This is a genomic window from Acinetobacter sp. RW6 (assembly GCF_041956835.1).
Taxonomy (GTDB): domain Bacteria; phylum Pseudomonadota; class Gammaproteobacteria; order Pseudomonadales; family Moraxellaceae; genus Acinetobacter; species Acinetobacter calcoaceticus.
This window is the reverse complement of the sequence record NZ_CP167121.1, coordinates 2,198,314-2,221,572: the sequence shown is the minus strand read 5'-3', so window position 1 is coordinate 2,221,572 and position 23,259 is coordinate 2,198,314. Positions and strand designations below refer to the sequence as shown.

The window sequence follows — 23,259 nt, the reverse complement described above, 5'->3', positions numbered from 1 at the left end:
GGCAGTGTATTTTCATGAAAACCTAAAATACACTGCCTATTTCTTACAACGGATTTGATCAAAATTACAAATTAATGAGTCTTTGTCGTTTGATATGTCACTTCATAATCTTTCAAATCGACGTTTTTCAAACGTTGTTTCAGCTTTTTCAATGACCATGGCCATGCAGCGAAGTTACGGCCGTTGGCATCAAGGTAGTAACTCTTACAACCACCACTATTAAATACAGTTGTTTTTAAGTGCTTTTGTACCAAATCATTATGCTTTTTAATAACTTCGGGCTTAACGTTGAACTTGCTAATACCCTTGTTCTTAATTTTCAATAAGCCATCTACAATATAGTCTAGCTGAGCCTCAGCTAAGCCAATAAAAGAGTCATAAACCAAGACATTCGGTCCTAAAATTAAAAATGCATTCGGCACATTTTCAATGTTGGTACCTAAATAAGCCTCAGGTGAACTATCTTTCCACAAATCTTGTAAACATTGACCTTTTTCATTATGAACACGTTTACCAATTGGCGGATGAGATACCTCAAAACCAGTGCCCCAAATAATTACGTCAACTTCATGGCGTTCACCATTGGCAGCAACAACCGTATTGCCTTCAACTTTCACTAAACCATGAGGAATAAGGTTTGTATTTGGTGCTTGTAGCGCAGGGTAGTAATTATTAGCAAACAAAATACGTTTACAACCAATATCAAAGTTTGGCGTTACATTTTTACGTAGCACAGGGTCATTAATCTGTAATTTAAGTAATTGCTTACCCAGTACATTTACCGGTTTAAGTGCAAGCGGGTTACGTAAACCAAAGTTAATTGCATTCAGAGTTAACGCTACACTTTTACGCCAGCTTGCTTGAATAGATGGATACTTAGCAATCACTGATTTACTAAATTCGCCCAAGTCTGTGTCTGGCTTTGGTAGTACCCAAGGTGCTGTACGTTGGAACACAAAAAGCTCTTTCGCTTTTGGTTGAATTTGGGGCACAAACTGGATTGCTGATGCGCCAGTACCAATCACAGCAATGCGTTTACCTGTCAAATCATAATCATGGTTCCATTTAGCTGAATGGAACATCTCACCTTTAAACGTATCTAAACCTTCAAGACGTGGAATTTGTGCTTCAGTAATTGGACCTGTAGCGAAAATAACAGTTTTAGATAAATACTGACCAGTAGTGGTATCAAGTACCCACACATGGCGTGAGTCATCCCATGCTGCGTTCAGCAATTCGTTGTTAAATTCTATTTTAGATGAAACATTAAACTCATTACTCACATCTTCCAGATAACTTAAAATTTCAGGTTGGCGAGCAAATAAATGGCTCCATTTTGCACTTGGTGCAAACGAGTAAGAATAAAGCGCAGATGGCACATCACAGCCACAACCTGGATAGGTGTTTTCACGCCATGTACCACCCACACGGCCAGCTTTTTCAATAATTTTATAATTGGTATAGCCAACTTGATCTAGGCGAATGGCAGTAGCTATACCTGAAATGCCGGCACCTACAATAAAGGTATCGAAAATGTGGTTGGGTGAATTGACAGCTTTTTTTGCTGATGCATTTGTTTTCATTTGAGCAGTCATATGCGTACTACCTATAAATTTCTTATTTCAATAATTTGTAAGACGTGCCAAGGAACTTGTTATACAAGCTTGGTGATGCACGCTTCATGAGCCAGAATAACTTCGCATCGATTTGAGGAATGGTGTAAAGCTCATTCTGATCAAGGCGGTTAAGTGTTAATTTGGCTACACTATCACTCGTGGTGAGGGCATAGTTCATCAGTGCATGGTCTGCAAGCTTTGAATACCGTCCTGGAATCCGACCATTTTTTATAATATTGGTTGGAACCAAAGTAGGGCAGAGCACATTAACTTTAATATTGAACTTGTGTAGTTCGGCAGAAAGCGTTTCTGAAAGCGCGCGTACACCTGCTTTAGTCACGTTATAGGCGGTCATTTCTGGTGCAGCCGTATACGATGCAGCGGAAGCAACATTAATAATCGCGCCGTAACCCAACTTTTTAAATTTTGGTACGAATGCATGACAACCGTGAATAACACCCCAAAGGTTGATATTCATGACCCAATTCCAGTCTTCGAGCGTCATTTCATCGAATTTTCCGCCCAAACCTACACCTGCATTATTAATAACTAGGGTTACAGGGTGCCCAAGTAAGATCTCAGCAGTTTCTGCTAGATCTGTAACCTGTTCAGAGTTACCGACATCGCAACGCACAGCGAAAGCTTTCGCGCCTTGTTGTTCAAGAATTTTTACGGTTTCTTCAGCAGCTTCTAGATTAATGTCTGCACAAACCACACTGCCACCACGTTTTGCGAGTTCAATTGCAAAACTTCGACCAATCCCACTGCCTGCACCTGTCACCACGGCATAAGCTTTTTGGCTTGGTTTAACTTTCTTTTTGCCAAATAAAATCATGATTCATCCATAAATAACTTGAAGAGAAACTAGCTATCTACGAGATAGCTAGTCATAAAGGACGATTAAGACACGCGTACAGGTGGGGTAAATTCTTTAACAAAGTAAGGAGCAATTGCACCACCTTCGTTCAGCAATTTCTTTTTGTAGTACTCAAGATATTCAGTCGTATCATGGTCATTTGGATGAAAGTCTGGACGTAAATAGTCAAGAATCTGACCAATCGTACTTCCGAAAACACCATCTTTCGGGCCAAAGATTAAACCAACGCCACGACGGGCATCTTTCCAGAATTTTAAGGTGAACATCTCTTGCGGTTTTCTTAAAACTGGTACAAATAAGGTCGTCGCAGGAATAAGCCCTAAAATGGTAATGAGAGCAAGGACGAAACCAGATGCTCTTAATGGGTAGCTGCCATTTAAGATTTGGTAGACATCATAGGCAATATCTTTATGCTCAGATTCTTCAAGCATATGCCACATCCACAATGCACGGCTCTTCGCATCATCTGAATAATAGAAATTCTTTTCATGCTTCATCATGTATTCAGCAAGTACAGCAGTAAAATGCTCAATACCCGCCATCATTGATAATTTGAGTGGCTGCGGAAACTTTAAAAACACATATTTAAAGAAGTTCGAGCCAAGGAAACGATAGAGTGCAACAGGATATTCAGCATCTTGAAGTGCATCGTTATATTCATTGTGCAATTTTGAGTGAATTGCTTCTTGACCAATGAGCGAAGTCACTCGCTGTTTTAATATTGGATCTTTAATAAAGTCACGGTGATGACGGGCAGTTTCGATCACCAGATCTTCACCATAAGTTAAAAAAACTGAAAGTGTGGCAAAAAACAAGGTGGCAAATTGATTGTTCATATAGAACTTGACATCAATTTCCTTACCATCAAAACCAATATTTAAATGACGGATTGGAATAGTGCTTTTACTGGCAAAATCCGGCAACTCAATTTCACGTTGAAATTTAAGTTTGTTAAATGATTTTTTTACTGTGGTCGAGATCATAGCGACACCTTGAGACAAATCAGTAGTAGTGCATTTTGATGAAAATCAATAAACTTAATGTTCAACAAGGCACTGTAAATTCCATTTTCAAAGCAGAGTGTTCTCTGGATTGACTACGGTGTTGTTGCTCCGTTATTTGTTTGATTATTTGGCTGAATAACGGAAAGAAGAGTTGAGACACACAGAATTTCTCAGTGACTCTTCTTTAATTTTTTCATATTAATCTGACTTTATGTTCGGATTCAATTCGGGTAAATTTTTAAATATATAAAAGTAATTTATCAATTTCTTTCATAAGAAAAACTTTAATAAAAATTTATTTATATTTTTGAAAAATAATGAATAATTTATTTTAATTAGGGTCGTTAGAGCAAATATAAGAATGTTTCGATATCCTTAATTGCATCTATTTGGGAAGCTTTTTTTGATCAAGTTTGACAACTATTCGGATTTTGTTTTTTTATTTCTACCGAGTCTGATTACATGCTAATCTGACTTTATGTTCGGATTATTGATTAGATCGTATGACCACGCGTAAACCTCGTCAAACTCGAGCCAAAGTTACTGTCGATACTATCATTGAAGCGGGTTTTATTGCAGTGGCGCTTCATGGACCAAGTGGCACCACCACACGTCATATTGCAGAAATTGCAGGGGTGAGTGTCGGATCTTTATATGAATATTTTAAAAATAAAGAAGAAATTTACGATGCGATGAATCACTATTTTGTCCGAGAAATTCTGGACATGATTACGGAACTTGCGCCAACTATTTTACAGTTGGAGTTAGAACCCGTAATTGAAATGATTTTTTATACTTTTAGTGATTTATTAAAGAAAAATAATGACCGTTATTTAACTGTTTTACGTTATGCAGGCGAGTTACAGTACGATAAATACATTCCAAAAATTGAGCAGGCTTTAGTGGAAGTCATCATGAAATATATGATGCATAATCCTAAATATTTAAAAATTAACAACGTCGCTGTGATTACGTATATTTGTATTAATAGTGGGATTTTTAATGTGGCTCGACATCTTATTTTGCCAAACCCTTATATCAGTTTTGATGAAATGGTGCAGGGGTTAACCACTATGATCATGAGCTATATCAATGCAGAGATGTCGCGCTCAGAAGAGCATTGATCACAGTTAGACTTTTTCAATTTGTATAAACGCTAAAAAAGCCCTCACATAAAGTTTTATGTGAGGGCTTAGCTTCATTATGGCATGGTTGGAACTTCTTCCGGACGCATATCAAAAATCAGAATTTCAGCATGATCACCATTGGTAAACGATAAGCTTCCACCATCACGAATACGTGCTGCATCGCCTGTGTTAAAGGTTTTACCATTTACATCAACGCGACCTTTGGCAACATGGAGGTAAACATATCGACCATCAGGAATCGTAAATTCGGCAGTTTCTTCACCATCAAAAAGACCTGAATAAATATTAATGTCTTGTTTGATGGATAAAGTTTTTTCACCGCCTTTTGGTGAAATAATCAAATGCAATTTACCGCGTTTGTCTTCTTCATCAATATGAATTTGTTGATAACCTGGATCTGTATTTACTTCACTTGGAACGACCCAAATTTGTAAAAAATGTACGCCTTCTTGTGCAGAATGGTTAAATTCACTATGAGCCACTCCACGACCTGCACTCATTAACTGAATGTCGCCAGGTACAATCACAGAACCTGTACCCATAGAGTCTTTATGCTCTAATGCGCCTTCAAGTACATAGGAAATAATTTCCATATTATTGTGAGGGTGAGTACCAAAGCCTTTAGACGGAGCAACATTATCATCATTAATTACAAGTAGATCTGAAAAACCGACTTGTTTCGGGTCCCAATAGTTAGCAAATGAAAAGCTATGTTTTGATTGTAACCAGCCGTGATGTGCTGCGCCACGTTCATGAGATAAACGCATATCAAACATGATCTACTCTCCTAATTTAATTTTTTCTCTGAGTGCAGTTTATCGTAGCGATTATTGTAATAAATCTCTAAAAATGGAAAGCTTAGTACGATTTATAGAACGATGAAATAGAAGGCTATTTCTTCAATAAGAAAAAGGACTCTTTTAGTTAAAATTGGAATTTTACTTTTAAAGCTAAAGATGAAAAAGGGAAATGGCTAGCTAACCAAACAATTTTAAATATAACAATTGAAAGAAAAATCGATCTTTTTATCTTATTCAGTAGATAGAAAATTTAGAGATTTTTCATGCGATATACACATTTGTCTACACTGCATATTTAAATGAACTTAATAATGGAAATGACTAAAAAGCTAATATTAAAAATAATTAAAAACAGTCTGTTTTAAAATAAAGTTACTTTTCAATGGAAATGTTTTGTATTTATCAATCATTGTAATGATAAATTTAAAATCACCTTTTTTATCAATTATTTGGATGAATGTGTGTTATTGTAAATAAATGTGAAAATATTCACAAAGCTATATTTTTTTGTTAAGATCATTAACATTAAAAACATAGAGATAATAATAATGATCAATAAAGTATTAATCGTGTTGTGTGTAAGTATTGTCTTTGTATTAGGGTATTGGGCTTATTTAGATACCCAAAATAAAAGACATCAGGAATTGATGCGAATCATTCAAGAAGCAGAACAAAATTTACAAAGTATCGAACGCAATCCTAATCATGCTCATCACAGCAATTTGGCTTCTTATCATTTGCAAGGATATATAAGCGAGAAAAAAATTATTTTCTAATAATATTGCGCTTTAAATTTCTGATTTTTTGCATGGTCATTGGTCATATCTTTTTATAAATTTTGATCATGTTTCGGTTGAATCTGTTAAACTTATTGAACGTATAGTAAAAAAGCTGCATAGGGGTTATGCAGCTTTTTTGTGTTTCAAGAGGGGCTGTGGTTATTTCCTATGGATGAACTAGAAACCAAATGAGTGGCATATTTGTTGCTTCTTAAATTTGAGATTCTTGTTGATAGGCCTGAACAGAAAAACAATATTGTTCAGCGACCTACATAGAAGTAAATATTCCACAGTTCAGATTTTGCATAGAGGCTACTTATGGCGGCGCCCAATTCTTCGGCAGGCTGGTTAGAGCGTTTATTTAAGTTAAGCGACAATAAAACCACTTTCCGGACTGAAGTTCTTGCTGGTGTAACTACATTTCTAACGATGTGTTACATCATTATTGTCAATCCACTCATTTTATCTGAAACCGGCATGGATCATGGCGCCGTATTTGTTGCGACCTGTTTGGCAGCAGCAATCGGCTGTTTAGTGATGGGGATCATTGCTAATTATCCAATCGCACTGGCCCCTGGTATGGGTTTAAATGCTTATTTTACCTATTCAGTTTGTATGGGTATGGGCGTGCCATGGCAAACAGCTTTAGCAGCTGTATTTGTTTCAGGTCTTGTCTTCCTTGCAATTAGCTTCTTTAAAATTCGTGAAGCGATTGTAAATGCCATTCCAATGTCACTTAAGTTTGCCATTGGTGGTGGTATTGGTTTATTCCTCGCACTTATTGCTTTAAAAAATGCTGGCATCATTGTTGATAATCCAGCGACATTAGTTGGCTTGGGTGATATTAAACAACCTACAGTATTATTAGCGTTATTTGGATTTTTAATGATTGTGGTTTTACACCAATTAAAAATCCGTGGTGCAATCATTATTAGTATTTTGGTTGTTACAGCAATTGCGACTGCCTTAGGTCTAAACGAATTTAAGGGTGTAGTTGGTCAAATTCCTTCAATTGCACCAACATTTATGCAAATGGACTTTAAAGGTCTATTTACTGCAAGTATGGTTGGTGTAATCTTCGTATTCTTTATTGTCGACTTGTTTGATAGTACGGGTACTTTGGTTGGCGTTTCACACCGTGCTGGTCTTTTGCAAGATGGTAAATTACCTCGTTTGAAAAAAGCATTATTTGCAGACTCTACTGCAATTGTTGCTGGTGCCGCATTAGGTACATCTTCAACTACGCCATATATTGAATCAGCTTCAGGTGTGGCAGCAGGTGGACGTACAGGTTTAACTGCTGTTGTCGTTGCAGTCTTATTTATTTGCTGTTTATTTTTAGCACCTCTTGCTCAATCTGTACCAGGTTTTGCAACAGCGCCAGCTTTATTGTTCATTGGTGTGTTGATGATTCAAGGGATCACTCATATCGATTGGGATGATATTACAGAAGCTGTTCCAGCATTTTTAACCATTGTATTTATGCCATTTACCTATTCAATTGCTGATGGCATCGCAATGGGTTTTATTAGCTATGCATTAGTTAAATTATTCACTGGTAAGGCAAAAACTGTACCGTACATGGTATGGATTATTGCTGCACTTTGGGTATTTAAATTTATCGCGTTTGGCGGTTAATATGATTTTTTATAATTTTCTTCTTGAGCTAACTTAGTTATAGCGCTTAATAAGAAGAAAATTATAGAAGGGTGTGATTTTAACCACACCCTTTTTCTTTAGACGTGGAGTTAATATGAATCAAGTCGAGCTGATTCGTGCCTTACCAAAAGCCGAATTGCATGTACATATTGAAGGGACATTTGAACCTGAATTAATGTTTGCAATTGCCCAGCGCAATCAGATTCAGATTCCTTACAAATCTGTTGAAGAAGTTAAGCAAGCTTATAACTTCCATAATCTTCAATCATTTTTAGATATTTACTATGCTGGTGCAAATGTTCTTGTACATGAACAAGACTTTTATGATTTAGCATGGGCTTATTTTGAGAAATGTGCAGAAGATCGTGTGGTTCATACAGAAATGTTCTTCGACCCGCAAACTCACACTGATCGTGGCGTTGCTTTCTCAACAGTGATTAACGGTTTAAAACGTGCTTGTGCTGATGCTAAAGCTAAGTTTGGTATCAGTTCTCAACTGATTATGTGTTTCTTACGCCATTTAAGCGAAGAGGCAGCTTTTGAGACCTTGGAGCAGGCTTTACCATTTAAGCAAGATATTATTGCTGTAGGGCTTGATTCAAGTGAAGTGGGGCACCCACCAGCTAAATTTGAACGTGTTTTTGCTAAGGCACGGGAAGAGGGTTTCTTAATCGTTGCTCACGCAGGTGAAGAAGGTCCACCTGAATATGTATGGGAAGCTTTAGACTTGCTCAAAGTGAACCGTATTGACCATGGTGTGCGCTCTGAAGAAGACGAACAATTAATGGCACGTTTAATTAACGAAAAAATGCCTCTAACGGTTTGTCCTTTAAGTAATTTGAAGCTGTGCGTTGTAAAGGATATGAAAGATCATAATATCCGTCGTTTGCTACAAAAAGACGTACACGTGACTGTAAACTCAGATGATCCATCATATTTCGGTGGATATATGAATGATAACTTCTTTGCAATTCAGCAAGCTTTAGATCTAACAAATGATGAGTTGAAAAAACTCACAATCAACTCTTTTGAGGCCTCTTTCATTTCAGATGAAGAGAAACAAAAGTGGATTGCAGAAATCAAAAAAATCTAAATAAAAAAACCGCCTATCTCAGGCGGTTTTTTTATACATACAATTACTTTGGTTGTTTGGTCATACTATTTAAAATATTGTCTTTATCAACAAAGTGATGTTTTAAAGCTGCAAGTACATGTCCAACAATGAGAAAGCCTGCAAACCATGAAATATAAATATGCAATGGTTTAACAACAGCTAAAAGCTCTGGGTTATCTTGCACTAAACGCGGAATTTCAAATAAATATAAAACAGGGGCAGGGTGACCAGCACTCCAGCTAAATAAACAACCAGTGATAGGTAATGCCACCAAAATCACATAAAGGAATAGATGACCAACATGTGCTAGTGTTTTCATGGTTGGTGACATCGTATCTGGTAATTTTGGAGCTGGATGTGTATAGCGCCATAAAATCCGGATAATCACCAAAAAGATAATGGTTGTCGCAATATTCTTGTGCAACGTAATGACATCACCTTTAAAGCTGCCATCAACGTCATAATTTAAAAAATTTCCACTATAGAAGCCGATAGCCCATGCTGCGATGAAAATGATTGCCATCACCCAATGCAGGACTTGTGCGGTACGGGTGTAATACTGAGATGAAACAGCAGGCATAAAAGACCCTATTTTTTTGTCGTTTTGATTTTTAATTTTATGGGAAAGCGCTGATTTTGAGAAATGTTTTAAATGTAACAGAGCGTGCTAAAAACAGAACGTTTAAGAAAAAATGCATTTGATGAGCTGAGTTTTGCAGGGGAGAATAGTTTGCATAAATGCATCAAATTATTTGTTTCTTATAAAGTTGAGTTTAGGCACAATACGCGCTGCCAACGTTCAATCAAAGGAAAAAATGATGAAAAAATTGATGCTCGCTCTAGCGCCAGTTGTTTTAGCTTTAACAGCGTGTGCAACGACTACAGGTACGGGTACAGGTGCTACTTCTGCACAAACTACAACTCAACAGTTGGGTGTTGCTGCATTAAAAGTTGCTGTAAATGCAAAATGTATTACAGAAATTAATAATGTTTCGGCTTGGAAAACAGCAACAAAGCTTATGACTGCTGAGCAACGTGACAGCATTCAAACCAATGTTTGTGGTTGTGTGAGCGAAAAGGCACCAAATAGTGTGACAGCAGTAGAATTAGCTTCGGCTGCATTTGATGTAAATGCACGTGCTACAATTGTAAACCAAGTGGTTTCAAAAACTGTAAATGAGTGTGTGGCAGAAGCTTTACAAAAGTAATTAATGATTTTTGTATTAAAGAAGGCTGATTACTATTGATCAGCCTCTTTTGTTTAAAGGTAGAGAGTTGATGTTTATTGCTGGTGTAGATGAGGCGGGACGAGGACCTTTGGTAGGTTCTGTTGTGGCAGCGGCTGTTATTTTAGATCCGAATAATCCAATTGTGGGATTAAATGATTCTAAAAAATTAACTGAAAAGAAACGTGAAAAGTTGTTTATTGAAATACAAGAAAAAGCCTTAGCTTGGTCAATTGCAGAAGCAACGCACGGTGAAATTGATGAATTAAATATTTTACAAGCGACTTTTTTGGCTATGCAGCGTGCAGTGGATGGTTTGAAAACTCAGCCACAAAAAGTGATTGTAGATGGTAATCAAATTCCAAAAGGAATCATTATTCCTTGTGAAGCTATTGTTGGGGGAGATGCGAGTCATGCTGAGATCAGTGCAGCGAGTATTCTGGCAAAAGTTACGCGTGATCGACAAATGCAGGAATTAGATCAACAATATCCATTATTTGGTTTTGCCAAACATAAAGGATATCCGACTAAAGCGCATTTTGAAGCGATTGCAGCGCATGGCGTAATTGATCAGCATCGCCGTAGTTACGCACCTGTTAAACGTGCTCTAGGCCTATAAATACAACTTCCTAAAAAATTTAAAGCGACTATAAAGTCGCTTTAATTAGGGAGAGAATAACTTCATGTTAACGATTGAAGTTTTTCTGTGCAAAATTATCATCTTCAAAAGAAACTTGATAATCTTGATCAAGATGTTGGAGGTGTTCATGCATTGCACGTTCATGTTGAATACGTTGATAAATTTCTTCGCGATGAACAGAAACCTCTTTTGGTGCATTCACACCAATACGAACCTGATTTCCTTTGACGCCAAGCACAGTAACACTGACTTGATCCCCAATCATTAATGTTTCCCCGACACGGCGGGTCAGAATCAGCATGTTTATCTCCTTGCTAAACGCTTAAAACTGCAATATTGGTACCCAAATAAAAGCTCAACCTCAGTTTTCAGTCAGATTCTAACAGAAATATGAGAACAAAGTCATATTTTGATAATCACTGCCAAAAAACTTTCCGTTTAATATAACAGAGCCGCTATAAAAAAAACTATAGCGGCTCTGTGTTTTCTTTAATTATTGTCGGACAAGTAAACATTTTTTAATGAATAATTGACCGTTTGGTAAAATTAAGCGCGGGCGCTGCTTTCACCATGTTCACGATCTAAACCAAAAGCGGTATGTAGACAACGAACAGCGAGTTCTAAGTATTTCTCATCAATAATGACAGAAACTTTAATTTCAGATGTTGAAATCATAAGGATATTAATACCTTCGTCAGCAAGGGCAGTGAACATCTTGCTCGCTACACCTGCATGTGAACGCATACCTACACCAACAATAGACACTTTAACGATGTCATCACGTGTTGAAACTTCACGTGCACCAATATTTTTGGCAGTTTCGTTTAAGATTTTTTCAGCTTTAGCTAAATCAACACGGTTTACAGTGAAAGTGAAATCTGTTGTGCCGTCTTCTTCAACATTTTGCACTATCATATCGACTTCGATATTGGCATCACTTACTGGTGATAAAATTTTAGAAGCAATACCTGGTTCATCAGGTACACCTAAAATCGTTAATTTTGCTTCGTCACGGTTAAAAGCAATACCTGCAATAATTGGTTGTTCCATATTATCTTCCGCCTCAGTAGTAATGAGTGTACCTACATTTTCTTTAAATTCATCGTCAAACACGCCGTCGTTATCATTATCAAAACTTGATAATACACGCAAAGGAACTTGATATTTTCCGGCAAATTCTACTGAGCGAATTTGTAAAACTTTTGAACCTAATGAAGCCATTTCTAGCATTTCTTCAAAAGAAATACGGTCGATTTTTTTGGCTTTAGGAGCAACACGAGGGTCAGTGGTGTAAACGCCATCTACATCAGTATAAATTTGGCATTCATCTGCTTTTAGAGCAGCAGCAAGAGCAACACCAGAAGTATCTGAACCACCACGGCCTAGAGTTGTGATATTTCCATTAGCATCAAAGCCTTGGAAACCTGCAACAACAATAACACGGCCTGCATCTAGGTCATTGGTCATGACATCTGTATCAATAGACTCAATACGCGCCTTGGTAAATGCACTGTCAGTTTTAATACCGACTTGACGTCCGGTATAGGATTTAGCTTCCACACCAATCGAATTAAGTGCCATAGCTAACATGGAAATCGTCACCTGTTCACCGGTTGAAACCATTTGGTCTAACTCGCGTGGGTCAGGTGTTTCGGTAATGGCTTTAGCGAGAGCAAGTAAGCGGTTTGTTTCACCACTCATTGCAGATACGACCACAACAACCTTGTGACCGTGATCATGCCAACGCTTAACACGACGAGCAACATTTAAAATGCGCTCGGGGGTACCCATAGAAGTACCGCCATATTTTTGAACGATTAATGCCATAGTTTTTCCATATAAGCCATGACCCTGAGAGGCTTTTCAGGGTCAGTTACACAAAAAGTGAAGTCTTATTTTTGTTCAAGCCATGCAGGTAATGCAGCAATAACTTGTCCAAACTTCTCGTTAAGTGGCGCGCCACCTTGTGCTAAGTCAGGTTTACCACCACCTTTACCACCTAACTCGGTTGCTAGATGCTTGATGATGTCACCTGCTTTTAGATTTGCAGTGTATTGTGATGCAACTGAAGCAAGCAGGCTAACTTTGTCACCCTCTACACCAGCTAACACAATGACTGCGTTCTCTAATTTTGATTTAACACTGTCGTGCAAGTTGCGAAGTGATTTCGCATCTACACCTTGAACAGTGGTAATAAGCGTTTGACGACCAGCAATCGTTTGTACCTGATCAATCAATTCTGACGCTTGGAAGTTTGCCAATTTCTGATTGAGCTGTTCAATCTGCTTTTGTAATGTAGAAACCAGTTCTACATTGGCTTGTACACGCTCAACAGTTTGATCTTTCTGTGCTTTTAATAAACTATTAATGTGCTGGATATCTGAATCGGTTTTTTGTACCACATCTAAAGCTTTAGTACTTGTAACTGCTTCAATACGACGTACACCAGCAGCCACACCACCTTCAGAAGTGATCTTAAATAAACCAATATCGCCTGTACGCTTAACGTGAATACCACCACAAAGTTCGATTGAGAAGTTTCTCTCATCAATCACTGAACCCATAGCAAGAACACGAACTTCGTTACCGTATTTTTCACCGAACAACATCATTGCGCCTTTGGCTTTTGCCGCTTCGATGTCAAGTAGTTCAGTGGTTACTGCGGTATTTGCAATAATTTCTGCATTTACCAAACGCTCAACCTGTTGTAACTGCTCAAAAGTTACCGGTTGGTCATTAGCAAAGTCAAAACGTAAGATATCACTTGCAACTAACGAACCTTTTTGTTGTACGTGTGATCCTAAAATTTGACGAAGAGCAGCATGTAATAGGTGAGTTGCCGAGTGGTTACGAGCTGTTGCCTCACGAATATCAGCTTTAACAATCGCTTCAACGTTTTGATCAGCTTTAAGATTACCAACGGTCACAATACCTTGATGAACAAAGGCACCGCCTGATTTTTTCGTATCTTGAACTTCAAAAATACCAGTTTCATTTTTGAAGATACCTGTATCACCAATCTGACCACCACTTTCTGCATAGAAAGGAGTTTGGTTTAAAACGATAAGTGCTTCGTCGCCTTCAGAAACTTCATCAACTTGTACGCCGTCTTTGTAGATCGCTACAATTTGGCCTTGACCAGTGGTGTTGATGTAACCGTCAAATTGGGTTTCGCCTTCAACTTGTACAATGCTGTTGTAATCAACTGCGAATTTACCAGCATCACGAGCACGTTGACGCTGTGCAGCCATTTCTACTTCAAAGCCAGCTTCGTCAATAATAAAGTCACGTTCACGTGCAATATCAGCTGTTAAGTCTGTTGGGAAGCCGTAAGTGTCGTAAAGTTTAAATACAGTCGCACCAGGAATCGTCTTATCTTTTAATTGAGCAAGCTCGCCTTCAAGTAGCTTTAAGCCTTGCTCGAGTGTTTTCGCAAACTGTTCTTCTTCACGAATTAAAGTTGCTTCAATCACATCTTTACGCGCTACAAGTTCTGGATATGCATCACCCATAACTTCGATTAGAGGTTGCAACATTTTGTAGAAAAATGTACCAGTTGCACCAAGTTTATTACCATGACGCACAGCGCGACGGATAATGCGACGTAATACATAACCGCGGCCTTCGTTGCTTGGGTTTACACCATCAGCAATTAAGAAACAGCACGAACGCGCATGGTCTGCAACTACACGTAAAGACGGCTGACCTTCGTCTTCAATACCAATAATGTTTGCAGCAGCTTTTAATAAGTGTTGGAACAAGTCAATGTCATAGTTTGAATTAACATGTTGCAATACAGCAGAGATACGTTCCAAGCCCATACCTGTATCAACAGATGGAGCAGGGAGTGGGTGAAGTACGCCATCAGCAGTTCGGTTAAACTGCATGAAAACGTTGTTCCAGATTTCAATGAAACGGTCGCCGTCTTCTTCAGGTGTGCCTGGTAAGCCACCCCAAATATGATCGCCGTGGTCAAAGAAAATTTCAGAACAAGGACCACATGGACCTGTGTCACCCATTGCCCAGAAGTTATCAGATGCGTATTTTTCGCCTTTATTATCACCAATACGGATAATACGTTCAGGCGCTAAACCAATTTCTTTATTCCAGATGTCATAAGCTTCATCATCCGTGTGATAAACGGTCGCATATAAACGATCTTTAGGAAGTGCTAGCCACTCATCGCTAGTCAAAAATTCCCAAGCAAATTTAAGAGCATCACGTTTGAAATAATCACCAAATGAGAAATTGCCTAACATTTCAAAGAATGTATGGTGACGTGCAGTGTAACCAACGTTATCTAAGTCATTATGTTTACCGCCAGCACGTACACATTTTTGCGATGTGGTTGCACGTACATAGTCACGTTTTTCAAGACCTAAAAAACAGTCTTTAAACTGGTTCATCCCAGCATTTGTAAATAATAAAGTTGGGTCGTTGGCAGGAACAAGAGAACTCGACGCGACACGTGTATGCCCTTGCGTCTCAAAGTAGCGCAAAAATGCTTCACGAATTTCAGCAGATGTCATTAAACGAGTACTCACAACCAAGTCACTCCATATTTTCGAATTTGGCTAAATGTATCAATGCCTGTTTGTTTTATGTCAAACCTGAGCATTTGATACGGGGCTTATTTTTTAAAAACGCTAAATTGTAGCGGAAAAACCCCACCGAACCAACGATTTTAAAAGGAATATCTTACAAAACTGTGATTTGGCTAAAAATCTATATTCAATTGGGCGTGACGTGCTTTACTATATGCCTTCTTTAGCCTTTAGTTTTGTAGATAAGGATAGGTCATGCAACGTATCGCCATTAATGGGTTTGGGCGGATTGGACGTAATGTTTTACGTGCTTGGTTCGAGAGCTCAAAACAATTTCAATTTGAAATCGTGGCGATTAACGATATAGCAGATGTACAAACATTAGTGCACTTATTTAAATATGATTCCACACATGGCCGTTTTAATGGAAATGTGGAAATATTTATTGAAAATGAAAAAGTTTTTTTGAACATTCAATCAAATCAAAGAACACTAAAAGTTGAAGTTTTAAAACAGGAACAACCTGAGCTTTTGCCATGGTCTAGTTTAGATATTGATGTCGTACTTGAGTGTACTGGACTGTTCCGTTCCCACGCTGATGCAACCCGTCATCTACAAGCTGGAGCAAAAAGGGTAATTATTGGTGCAGCACCTTTTGACCATGTCGATGCAGCAATTGTCTATGGTGTTAACCATGCAGATGTGAAAGCGACTGATCAGATCATATCAAGTGTGTCATGCACTACGCAGGCATTAGTACCCCTAGTTAAAATCATTGATGATGCGTTTGGAATTGAAACAGCGCTCATGACAGAAATTCATGCTGTTACAGCAGACCAATCTGTACTTGATCACGCGCATCGTGATTTGCGTCGTGCCAGAGCTTCTGGGCAAAATATTATACCCACTACGTCTAGTGCATTAGGTGCATTAAAACGGGTTATGCCTAAAATGGAAGATCGTATAGACGGTTATTCAATTCGGGTGCCGACTATTAATGTGGCTGCAATTGACTTAACTTTTATCGCTCAATCGCCAATTACTGTTCATCATATTAATGAAGTATTGATTAAAGCTTCTCAAACAGATTATGCAGAAATTATGGCTGTTACTGATGAACCATTAGTTTCAAGTGATTTCAACCATTCTCCTTATTCACTCATCGTTGATTTAACCCAGACAATGGTGGTGGGGCATCAAGCTAAAGTATTTGCTTGGTACGATAATGAATGGGGCTACGCAAATCGATTATTAGATTTGTGTGATTCTTTCTAAACGTCAATTGAAATAATTTAAGGATGTTAAATTAACATCCTTTTTATAATTAATAATTTATGATCTGAATAATTGTAGGAAAAATTTAAAAGAAAATTTATTTTAAAACTCTAAATATTTATATTGTGAAAAACTATCTCTATTTGTATGATTCGCAAACATTAAAATTTTAATTATAGAGTTCATATGAAATTTAACTCAAAAAAAATAAGTGGTTTTTTAATTATTACATCTACTATTATTTTAACCGCTTGTGGTGGTGGAGGCTCAGATCAAAATACTAATGATCAAGCTGAAAGTAATTTAGAAAAAGACGATGCAATTTACCAAGTTTATTATCAATATTCTGATATTTCTTCAGGTATTTATAGTGATTCTTTTGAAATTACTCAATATCCAATTAATAATAACGAAATCTTTTTTGCAAAGTCACACAATCAACCATTAAAAAATGATTTTTTAACTGAACAGAAAATTTTAAATAAAGAGACATTGCAAACAAATATTGTAAAAAGGTTAACACCTAGTAGTTGGACTTATGAGCTAACTCCTGATTTGAAAAAAAATTTAAAGTTTGAAATTGTGAAGTTAGATGGTGAAAATATCTTTGATCGTGTATTGCCGGGCTATAAAGAAAATAAAAATTTAGAAACTGGTCTTCATAATCAGCTTGATAAAAATTTAATTGAATTTTATCAAAACTATAAGAATATTACGTTTCCAAAAAATAGTTATTGTTATCGTTTAAAAGAGACTCAATGGAATCAGTCTTATATTTCATATATATCTAGTTTTAATGCCAATCCCGCGTTTAGTGAAAAAAAGCAGTCAATCATCGAAAGATATAATAACTTAGGTCAAGATAAAAAGTATTTTAGGCTTCTAAACTCGCAGTGGTACGGCTATAACTTAACTGTTTTAGAAAACTTAGAAACTGGTGATATTGAAAGTGCACTGGGCAATAATAATGATCAGTTTGCTTCTATGGAATTTGTATCAAGCAGCTTATGGGATGCTGATAGAAGTTTGGCGTATGAGAAGTCTCACCTTTATTCTATAGAAGATAACCCGCTTAATAATGTGCACTCCTCAAATGCTTTGAAGCAGAAATTAAAAATTGCAAATCTTGAAAAAGGTTGCTTTGCTTTTAATACTCAAGCAGCTCAAGCTATTCAAAAGCTAAATTTAGTTAACTGGAAACCAGGTGGTAGTTCAGATATTGGCCCATTCTTTGGTCGAAGAGCTTTTGACTATGATATGAGCAAAGCAAAGTAAGATATTGAATATTATTATTAATTGTTTAAATCTTCTTTTTGACTTTAGAGTTTATTAAGAAAGATTTATGCAAATTGTCAGGTGCATGGCAGAAAGTATCATGCTACACTAAGAGAAATCGGGTGTGTTCCCGATTTTTTTATGTGGGGTCGTTCCACGTTGATCAGATTTTAGGCTTGAAATATGACCATTTCAGAGACATGGTTGCTGCCTGACGGGGTAGCCGATGTATTGCCGGAACAGGCACAAGTCATTGAAAAACTTCGCCGTGAAGCATTAGATTTCCTCGCGGTACGAGGTTATCAATTGGTATATACACCATTTATCGAATACATCGAATCGTTGTCTTCATTATCAGAATCAAATCAAGACTTAGATTTAGTAACTTTTAAGGTTATTGATCAGCTCTCAGGCCGTTTACTCGGTGTTCGTGCTGATATGACGCCACAAGTTGCACGTATTGATGCACATGTAAGACCAGTTGAAGGCGTTGCACGTTACTGTTATTCAGGGACTGTATTACATACTAAACCACAAAATTTCAATGCCACTCGTGCACCTTTACAATTAGGTGCAGAGTTATATGGCCACGATAGTATCGAAGCTGATGTCGAAATGGTCGATGTTATGCTGGGGTTGATTGAGAACATCTATACTTTGCAAGGCGCGCATTTAGATTTGGGCCATGTAGGGTTGTTCCGTAGTCTAGTCAAGTATGCTGGACTGTCAAAAAATGAAGAGCATGAACTGTCTGATCTTTATCAAAGAAAAGCATTGCCAGAGTTAGCAGAATTTACTCAAAGCCTGAATATGGGTTCTGATTTCTATGCGCTTGGTCGTTATTCTAGTGATCTAGAAGCATTGCAGACGAATTTAAGTGCCAATATTTTGCAAGATGCGGAATTTAAGTCAGCATTAGATGCACTTAAGACGACGCTTGAGCAAATTAAAGGCCGTTGGCCAAATCTCAATATCGGTATCGATGTTGTAGAGCTACGTAGTTATCATTATCACACTGGTTTAATGTACGCAGTATATGCGCCGAACCGTGCTGCGCCGTTAGCGCAGGGTGGTCGTTACGATGGTATTGGTGAGCATTTTGGTCGCGCACGTCCTGCTACTGGCTTTAGTTGTGATTTATATGCCTTAGGTGCAAATCAGTTCGCCGAAATAGAAACTGTTGTTGCTCCAAAAGGCTCAGAACAAGATTTACTTTCAGCAATTTCGAATGCACGCGCTCAAGGTTTACGTGTCGTTCAATTGTTAGGTAATGATGATTTAAGTTCTATTCCATACGCGACCCATCAACTCGTGGCGCAAAATGGTCAATGGAATATTGAAAAGATTTAAACGCCAACGGTAATTTTTTACTGGTGGTTTCCAATTTTAACAGCATGATGTAATGAGGCTATTATGGGCAAAAATGTTGTGGTACTTGGTACCCAATGGGGCGACGAAGGTAAAGGTAAAATCGTCGACCTGCTCACAGATCAGGCGGCTGCGGTAGTACGTTATCAAGGCGGACATAACGCAGGTCATACTCTTGTCGTAGGTGGTAAAAAAACTGTATTGCACCTCATTCCATCAGGTATTTTACGTGAAAACGTATTGTGCTTAATTGGTAATGGTGTGGTACTTTCACCAGCCGCGTTAATTGAAGAAATGGGAATTTTGGAAGCAGAAGGAGTTCCTGTTAAAGAACGCCTACGTATTTCTCCAAACTGTCCACTCATTTTGCCTAACCACATTGCACTTGATCAGGCACGTGAAAAGAAACGTGGTAATGCTAAAATCGGTACTACAGGTCGTGGTATTGGTCCTGCATACGAAGATAAAGTGGCTCGCCGTGCAGTGCGTGTTGCTGACCTTGTTCGTGGTGGTGCAGCATTAGAAGAAAAACTGTCTGAGATGCTTGAGTTACATAACTTCCAGTTAACTCAGTTCTACGGTGTAGAAGCTGTTAAATTTGAAGATGTATTGGCTCTTTGCAACCAATGGCGTGAAGTTCTTGCTCCATTAGTGGTTGATGTTACTAAAGTGTTGCATGACTATCGTAAAGAAGGTAAGGCTGTAATGTTTGAAGGAGCTCAAGGCTCACTTCTAGATATTGACCACGGTACTTATCCATATGTTACAAGTTCAAATACAACTGCTGGTGGTGTAAGCTCTGGTTCAGGTATGGGACCTTTGCATCTTGATTATGTATTAGGTATTACTAAAGCTTATACAACTCGTGTAGGCGCTGGTCCATTCCCAACTGAATTGGTTTACGATGCAGCAGCTGATGCTGGTGATCCAGTTGGTAAACACTTGGGTACAGTCGGTCATGAGTTTGGTGCTTCTACTGGTCGTCAACGTCGTTGTGGTTGGTTCGATGCTGAAATCCTTCGCCGTTCTGTAGATGTAAACTCACTTTCTGGTATTTGCTTAACTAAACTTGACGTTTTAGATGGTTTAGAAGAAGTGAAAATCTGTGTGGGCTATGAAAATACAGATTCAGGCTGTGTAGGTTCTTCTGATGCGGTTTCTTTTGAATGCTTGAAACCAATTTACGAAACTATGCCTGGTTGGAGCGAGTCGACTGTTGGTTTAACTAGTATTGACCAATTACCAGCAAATGCTTTGGCTTATGTGAAGCGCATTGAACAGTTAATCGAATGTCCGATTGATATCGTTTCAACTGGTCCAGACCGCGCAGAAACAATTGTTTTACGTCATCCATTCTCTGCTTAATTAGCAAAGATTAAAAAGCCTCCTGAAAGGGGGCTTTTTTATACCCGACTAAAGTGCAGTTTTTGTTTGATTCGATTCGGATTAAAACGTTATATATCGATAAGGAATGATGGGCTCAGGATGAAGCTGCAACCAAGTATTTCAAAAACAATTTTTTATTCTTTTTTATTTGCTATTGGTGGTTCACCTACATTAGCGATGTTGGTCATTTATGGGCAAGAATATCATGAAGATTTCTTCATGACTGCTTTTATGAGCTTGTCAGTATTGTTCGCATGTGTGTTAATTCCTGTGGTATTCATACAAAATAGTTATTTACTCTGGAAAAGAGAAAGTCCTAATCTTGAAGAGAAAGTTAAGACCTTAAGTCATATCTATCTTGGCTTAAATGTAATATGTTTGATTTTCTGGATTTATTTGATGACTTTATCTACTTGATCGTTACATAAATACTATGATCCTGAAGAAATGAGACATTCAAAGCATAAGCGGGATTTCTTATAATAAGTGCAAAAGAATAAACAGCTTTTTTAACGATTTAGGTGATCCAATTGATGAATAAAAAACTTTTTTTAAGCTTATGTGCTGCGAGTGTTGTAACGATTTCTGGTTGTACAACAGTAGCTGACATGGCAGGTGCAGATACAGCAACTTTAAATGCTCAATCTGCTCAAGGTTTTAATAAAATGGTGCAGGAAGCACGTGGTAAGGGTGCGCTAGATACTAGTTCTAGCACATATAACCGCATTAATGCTGTATTCAACCGTTTAAAACCTTATGCTAACCAGATGAACCAGACGGGTCAGCCTTTTAGTTGGCAGTTGGCAGTGTTGAAGTCTGACACGATTAATGCCTATGTAGCGCCTGGCGGTAAAGTTGTGTTCTATACCGGTATTGTCAATAAATTGAACCTGACTGATGCTGAAATTGCTGCTGTTATGGGTCATGAAATGACTCACGCTTTAGAAGAGCACGCAAAAAGCAAAATTGGCGCTCAGGCTCTAACTGATTTAGCTCTTGGTATTGGTCTAAGCTATGCTGGTAATAATGTCGGCCAACTTGGTACTGCTGCGGCTCAGTTGGGTTCGCAAGTGGGTGTAGGCTTGCCATATTCTCGTAGCTTGGAAAGTCGTGCTGACCAAGGTGGTTTAATGCTGATGGCGCGTGCGGGCTATAATCCCAATGCTGCGATTACACTGTGGGAAAAAATGAACAAGCTTGAAGGTGGTGGTGGTTCATCTTTCTTGTCTACTCACCCATCTAACTCTCAGCGTATTGGCGAAATGCGTAAAAACTTACCTGCAGCAATGGCAGTTTATAATACCCGTAAATAAGATATAAAATTTTTTATAGATAAAGAAAACGGATGCTTAAGCATCCGTTTTTTATTTAAGGCGCAGGGTTGGGCTGTTGAGTATGAATGGCCTCAATACCTTGTAAAACTTCAGCAGATAATTCGATTTCAAATGCCTGAATATTTTCTTTAAGTTGGTCTAGATTTGTGGCACCAATAATTGTGCTGGTCACAAAGAATTGTTGTTTGATAAATGCTAATGCCATTTGGGTTAAGCTTAACCCATGTTTCTCTGCTAGCTGTGCATATTGCTCAGTTGCCCATTCGCTTTGAGGGTTACTGTAGCGGCTAAAGCGCGGAAATAATGTGACACGGGCATTAGCGGGGCGAGCGCCATTTCTAAACTTGCCAGAAAGATAGCCAAACGCAAGAGGAGAGTATGCAAGTAAGCCGACATCTTCATATTTAGCAATTTCTGACATACCTAGTTCATAAGTACGGTTGAGTAGACTATATGGATTTTGAACACTTACAAATTTACTAACACCTAACTTTTCAGCTAAATGTAAAAACTTCATAGTGCCCCACGGCGTTTCATTCGATAAACCAATATAGCGAATGCGACCGCGGTTAATTTCTTCTTGTAGAGCAAGTAATGTTTCTTCTAGAGGTGTTGTGTCGTAATCATTTTGAGCTTGCTGGTTGCCATAAGCTAACGTACCAAAAAAGTTGGTATGACGTTCTGGCCAATGGAGTTGATAGAGGTCGATATAGTCGGTTTGGAGACGTTTGAGTGAGCCATCTAGGGCTTTCGCAATATGATCGCTGTTGAAGCGCGTATGGCCTTCTCGGATGTGTGTTCCTCCAAAGCCAGGTCCGGCAATTTTAGAAGCGAGAAAGACTTTGTCACGTTGACCATTTTGGGCAAACCAATTGCCAATGATCGTTTCTGTTGCACCATAAGTTTCAGGTTTTGGCGGAACCGAATACATCTCTGCCGTATCCCAAAAATATAAACCGTGTGCCAAAGCATAATTGAGTTGTTGAAATGCTTCTTGCTGGGAGTTTTGCTCACCAAATGTCATGGTGCCTAAACAAATTTCTGGAAGCTTGAGGCCTGTGCGACTAAGTGGGTTAAATTGCATACAGCGGAATCCTTGGAAATTTTGAGTTAGCCTAACGGAGAATATGTATTCAACTTAAATCATAAAATTAGAATAGTTTGTAAGTTTTGTGTATTAACTCATTGTTGCATATAAAAAAAGCAAACCGAAG

The 23,259-nt window shown here is 38.1% G+C and carries 21 protein-coding genes; 12 read left to right on the top strand and 9 right to left on the bottom strand.

Annotated features, from left to right (window positions below; all coding sequences use genetic code 11):
* Nucleotides 1–71: 71 nt before the first annotated feature.
* The 3 genes from ACB088_RS10585 to ACB088_RS10575 all read right to left on the bottom strand — a co-directional run bounded on the left by ACB088_RS10585 (nucleotide 72) and on the right by ACB088_RS10575 (nucleotide 3,476).
* Complete coding sequence (locus tag ACB088_RS10585; protein ID WP_375036907.1) at nucleotides 72–1,595, bottom strand: flavin-containing monooxygenase; 1,524 nt, start codon at nucleotides 1,593–1,595, stop codon at nucleotides 72–74.
* Between the two features lie 22 nt (nucleotides 1,596–1,617).
* On the bottom strand, nucleotides 1,618–2,451 hold the full coding sequence (locus ACB088_RS10580; RefSeq protein ID WP_092707833.1) for an SDR family NAD(P)-dependent oxidoreductase: 834 nt from the start codon (nucleotides 2,449–2,451) through the stop codon (nucleotides 1,618–1,620).
* 65 nt (nucleotides 2,452–2,516) lie between these two features.
* The gene (locus ACB088_RS10575) at nucleotides 2,517–3,476 is read right to left on the bottom strand and encodes a metal-dependent hydrolase (RefSeq protein WP_092707835.1); all 960 of its coding nucleotides are present in this window, start codon (nucleotides 3,474–3,476) and stop codon (nucleotides 2,517–2,519) included.
* A 524-nt stretch (nucleotides 3,477–4,000) separates the two neighbouring features.
* Here ACB088_RS10575 and ACB088_RS10570 point away from each other — a divergent pair.
* Entirely contained in the window at nucleotides 4,001–4,621 is a 621-nt protein-coding gene (locus ACB088_RS10570; protein ID WP_092707837.1) for a TetR/AcrR family transcriptional regulator, read from the top strand.
* Between the two features lie 77 nt (nucleotides 4,622–4,698).
* Here ACB088_RS10570 and ACB088_RS10565 read toward each other — a convergent pair whose 3' ends face one another.
* Nucleotides 4,699–5,421: a pirin family protein gene (locus ACB088_RS10565; RefSeq protein ID WP_307010670.1), complete on the bottom strand. Its 723-nt coding sequence runs from the start codon at nucleotides 5,419–5,421 to the stop codon at nucleotides 4,699–4,701.
* 572 nt (nucleotides 5,422–5,993) lie between these two features.
* Here ACB088_RS10565 and ACB088_RS10560 point away from each other — a divergent pair.
* From ACB088_RS10560 to ACB088_RS10550, 3 genes are all read left to right on the top strand, one after another.
* Nucleotides 5,994–6,221: a hypothetical protein gene (locus ACB088_RS10560; protein WP_092707841.1), complete on the top strand. Its 228-nt coding sequence runs from the start codon at nucleotides 5,994–5,996 to the stop codon at nucleotides 6,219–6,221.
* A gap of 321 nt (nucleotides 6,222–6,542) precedes the next feature.
* Nucleotides 6,543–7,862 carry an NCS2 family permease gene (locus tag ACB088_RS10555; protein ID WP_127490965.1) on the top strand — a complete coding sequence of 440 codons (1,320 nt, stop codon included), beginning with the start codon at nucleotides 6,543–6,545 and terminating at the stop codon, nucleotides 7,860–7,862.
* Nucleotides 7,863–7,977: 115 nt separating this feature from the next.
* Entirely contained in the window at nucleotides 7,978–8,976 is a 999-nt protein-coding gene (locus ACB088_RS10550) for an adenosine deaminase (protein WP_375036906.1), read from the top strand.
* Nucleotides 8,977–9,019: 43 nt separating this feature from the next.
* On the opposite strand, the gene ACB088_RS10545 is transcribed toward ACB088_RS10550, so the two are convergent.
* Entirely contained in the window at nucleotides 9,020–9,577 is a 558-nt protein-coding gene (locus ACB088_RS10545) for a cytochrome b (RefSeq protein WP_375036905.1), read from the bottom strand.
* Between the two features lie 238 nt (nucleotides 9,578–9,815).
* Here ACB088_RS10545 and ACB088_RS10540 point away from each other — a divergent pair, with 238 nt between their 5' ends.
* Entirely contained in the window at nucleotides 9,816–10,205 is a 390-nt protein-coding gene (locus ACB088_RS10540) for a hypothetical protein (RefSeq protein WP_199990135.1), read from the top strand.
* A gap of 70 nt (nucleotides 10,206–10,275) precedes the next feature.
* Nucleotides 10,276–10,842: a ribonuclease HII gene (gene rnhB / locus ACB088_RS10535; protein ID WP_004641996.1), complete on the top strand. Its 567-nt coding sequence runs from the start codon at nucleotides 10,276–10,278 to the stop codon at nucleotides 10,840–10,842.
* Between the two features lie 67 nt (nucleotides 10,843–10,909).
* Here the strand turns inward: rnhB and csrA are convergent, their stop codons facing one another.
* The 3 genes from csrA to alaS all read right to left on the bottom strand — a co-directional run bounded on the left by csrA (nucleotide 10,910) and on the right by alaS (nucleotide 15,392).
* Nucleotides 10,910–11,164 carry a carbon storage regulator CsrA gene (gene csrA, locus ACB088_RS10530; protein WP_003652701.1) on the bottom strand — a complete coding sequence of 85 codons (255 nt, stop codon included), beginning with the start codon at nucleotides 11,162–11,164 and terminating at the stop codon, nucleotides 10,910–10,912.
* Between the two features lie 245 nt (nucleotides 11,165–11,409).
* A complete protein-coding gene (locus tag ACB088_RS10525; protein ID WP_003652700.1) occupies nucleotides 11,410–12,690 on the bottom strand; it encodes an aspartate kinase in 1,281 nt (426 codons plus the stop codon).
* 65 nt (nucleotides 12,691–12,755) lie between these two features.
* Nucleotides 12,756–15,392, bottom strand: a complete 2,637-nt coding sequence (alaS, locus tag ACB088_RS10520) for an alanine--tRNA ligase (RefSeq protein ID WP_375038800.1) — start codon at nucleotides 15,390–15,392, stop codon at nucleotides 12,756–12,758.
* A gap of 270 nt (nucleotides 15,393–15,662) precedes the next feature.
* Here alaS and ACB088_RS10515 point away from each other — a divergent pair, with 270 nt between their 5' ends.
* From ACB088_RS10515 to ACB088_RS10490, 6 genes are all read left to right on the top strand, one after another.
* Nucleotides 15,663–16,682, top strand: coding sequence for a type I glyceraldehyde-3-phosphate dehydrogenase (locus tag ACB088_RS10515; protein ID WP_017389114.1), 1,020 nt, complete (start codon nucleotides 15,663–15,665; stop codon nucleotides 16,680–16,682).
* A 186-nt stretch (nucleotides 16,683–16,868) separates the two neighbouring features.
* Complete coding sequence (locus ACB088_RS10510) at nucleotides 16,869–17,957, top strand: hypothetical protein (protein WP_375036904.1); 1,089 nt, start codon at nucleotides 16,869–16,871, stop codon at nucleotides 17,955–17,957.
* Between the two features lie 183 nt (nucleotides 17,958–18,140).
* Complete coding sequence (locus tag ACB088_RS10505; RefSeq protein WP_003652693.1) at nucleotides 18,141–19,307, top strand: ATP phosphoribosyltransferase regulatory subunit; 1,167 nt, start codon at nucleotides 18,141–18,143, stop codon at nucleotides 19,305–19,307.
* A gap of 63 nt (nucleotides 19,308–19,370) precedes the next feature.
* Nucleotides 19,371–20,690 carry an adenylosuccinate synthase gene (locus ACB088_RS10500; protein WP_003652692.1) on the top strand — a complete coding sequence of 440 codons (1,320 nt, stop codon included), beginning with the start codon at nucleotides 19,371–19,373 and terminating at the stop codon, nucleotides 20,688–20,690.
* Between the two features lie 120 nt (nucleotides 20,691–20,810).
* Nucleotides 20,811–21,128 (top strand): hypothetical protein, encoded by a 318-nt coding sequence (locus ACB088_RS10495; RefSeq protein WP_375036903.1) that lies wholly within the window; start codon nucleotides 20,811–20,813, stop codon nucleotides 21,126–21,128.
* 116 nt (nucleotides 21,129–21,244) lie between these two features.
* A complete protein-coding gene (locus tag ACB088_RS10490) occupies nucleotides 21,245–22,024 on the top strand; it encodes a M48 family metallopeptidase (RefSeq protein ID WP_133746482.1) in 780 nt (259 codons plus the stop codon).
* A gap of 55 nt (nucleotides 22,025–22,079) precedes the next feature.
* Here ACB088_RS10490 and ACB088_RS10485 read toward each other — a convergent pair whose 3' ends face one another.
* Nucleotides 22,080–23,129: an NADP(H)-dependent aldo-keto reductase gene (locus ACB088_RS10485; protein WP_003652689.1), complete on the bottom strand. Its 1,050-nt coding sequence runs from the start codon at nucleotides 23,127–23,129 to the stop codon at nucleotides 22,080–22,082.
* Nucleotides 23,130–23,259 lie beyond the last annotated feature (130 nt).

Excerpts from the sequence above, each read along its gene's own strand:
- ACB088_RS10495 (WP_375036903.1), top strand. The coding sequence starts at position 20,811 with ATGAAGCTGCAACCAAGTATTTCAAAAACAATTTTTTATTCTTTTTTA.
- ACB088_RS10565 (WP_307010670.1), bottom strand. The coding sequence starts at position 5,421 with ATGTTTGATATGCGTTTATCTCATGAACGTGGCGCAGCACATCACGGC.
- ACB088_RS10585 (WP_375036907.1), bottom strand. The coding sequence starts at position 1,595 with ATGACTGCTCAAATGAAAACAAATGCATCAGCAAAAAAAGCTGTCAAT.
- ACB088_RS10560 (WP_092707841.1), top strand. The coding sequence starts at position 5,994 with ATGATCAATAAAGTATTAATCGTGTTGTGTGTAAGTATTGTCTTTGTA.
- ACB088_RS10485 (WP_003652689.1), bottom strand. The coding sequence starts at position 23,129 with ATGCAATTTAACCCACTTAGTCGCACAGGCCTCAAGCTTCCAGAAATT.
- rnhB (WP_004641996.1), top strand. The coding sequence starts at position 10,276 with ATGTTTATTGCTGGTGTAGATGAGGCGGGACGAGGACCTTTGGTAGGT.
- ACB088_RS10555 (WP_127490965.1), top strand. The coding sequence starts at position 6,543 with ATGGCGGCGCCCAATTCTTCGGCAGGCTGGTTAGAGCGTTTATTTAAG.
- ACB088_RS10580 (WP_092707833.1), bottom strand. The coding sequence starts at position 2,451 with ATGATTTTATTTGGCAAAAAGAAAGTTAAACCAAGCCAAAAAGCTTAT.
- ACB088_RS10550 (WP_375036906.1), top strand. The coding sequence starts at position 7,978 with ATGAATCAAGTCGAGCTGATTCGTGCCTTACCAAAAGCCGAATTGCAT.
- ACB088_RS10510 (WP_375036904.1), top strand. The coding sequence starts at position 16,869 with ATGAAATTTAACTCAAAAAAAATAAGTGGTTTTTTAATTATTACATCT.
- alaS (WP_375038800.1), bottom strand. The coding sequence starts at position 15,392 with ATGACATCTGCTGAAATTCGTGAAGCATTTTTGCGCTACTTTGAGACG.
- ACB088_RS10545 (WP_375036905.1), bottom strand. The coding sequence starts at position 9,577 with ATGCCTGCTGTTTCATCTCAGTATTACACCCGTACCGCACAAGTCCTG.
- ACB088_RS10515 (WP_017389114.1), top strand. The coding sequence starts at position 15,663 with ATGCAACGTATCGCCATTAATGGGTTTGGGCGGATTGGACGTAATGTT.
- ACB088_RS10490 (WP_133746482.1), top strand. The coding sequence starts at position 21,245 with ATGAATAAAAAACTTTTTTTAAGCTTATGTGCTGCGAGTGTTGTAACG.
- csrA (WP_003652701.1), bottom strand. The coding sequence starts at position 11,164 with ATGCTGATTCTGACCCGCCGTGTCGGGGAAACATTAATGATTGGGGAT.
- ACB088_RS10570 (WP_092707837.1), top strand. The coding sequence starts at position 4,001 with ATGACCACGCGTAAACCTCGTCAAACTCGAGCCAAAGTTACTGTCGAT.
- ACB088_RS10575 (WP_092707835.1), bottom strand. The coding sequence starts at position 3,476 with ATGATCTCGACCACAGTAAAAAAATCATTTAACAAACTTAAATTTCAA.
- ACB088_RS10505 (WP_003652693.1), top strand. The coding sequence starts at position 18,141 with ATGACCATTTCAGAGACATGGTTGCTGCCTGACGGGGTAGCCGATGTA.
- ACB088_RS10540 (WP_199990135.1), top strand. The coding sequence starts at position 9,816 with ATGAAAAAATTGATGCTCGCTCTAGCGCCAGTTGTTTTAGCTTTAACA.
- ACB088_RS10500 (WP_003652692.1), top strand. The coding sequence starts at position 19,371 with ATGGGCAAAAATGTTGTGGTACTTGGTACCCAATGGGGCGACGAAGGT.
- ACB088_RS10525 (WP_003652700.1), bottom strand. The coding sequence starts at position 12,690 with ATGGCATTAATCGTTCAAAAATATGGCGGTACTTCTATGGGTACCCCC.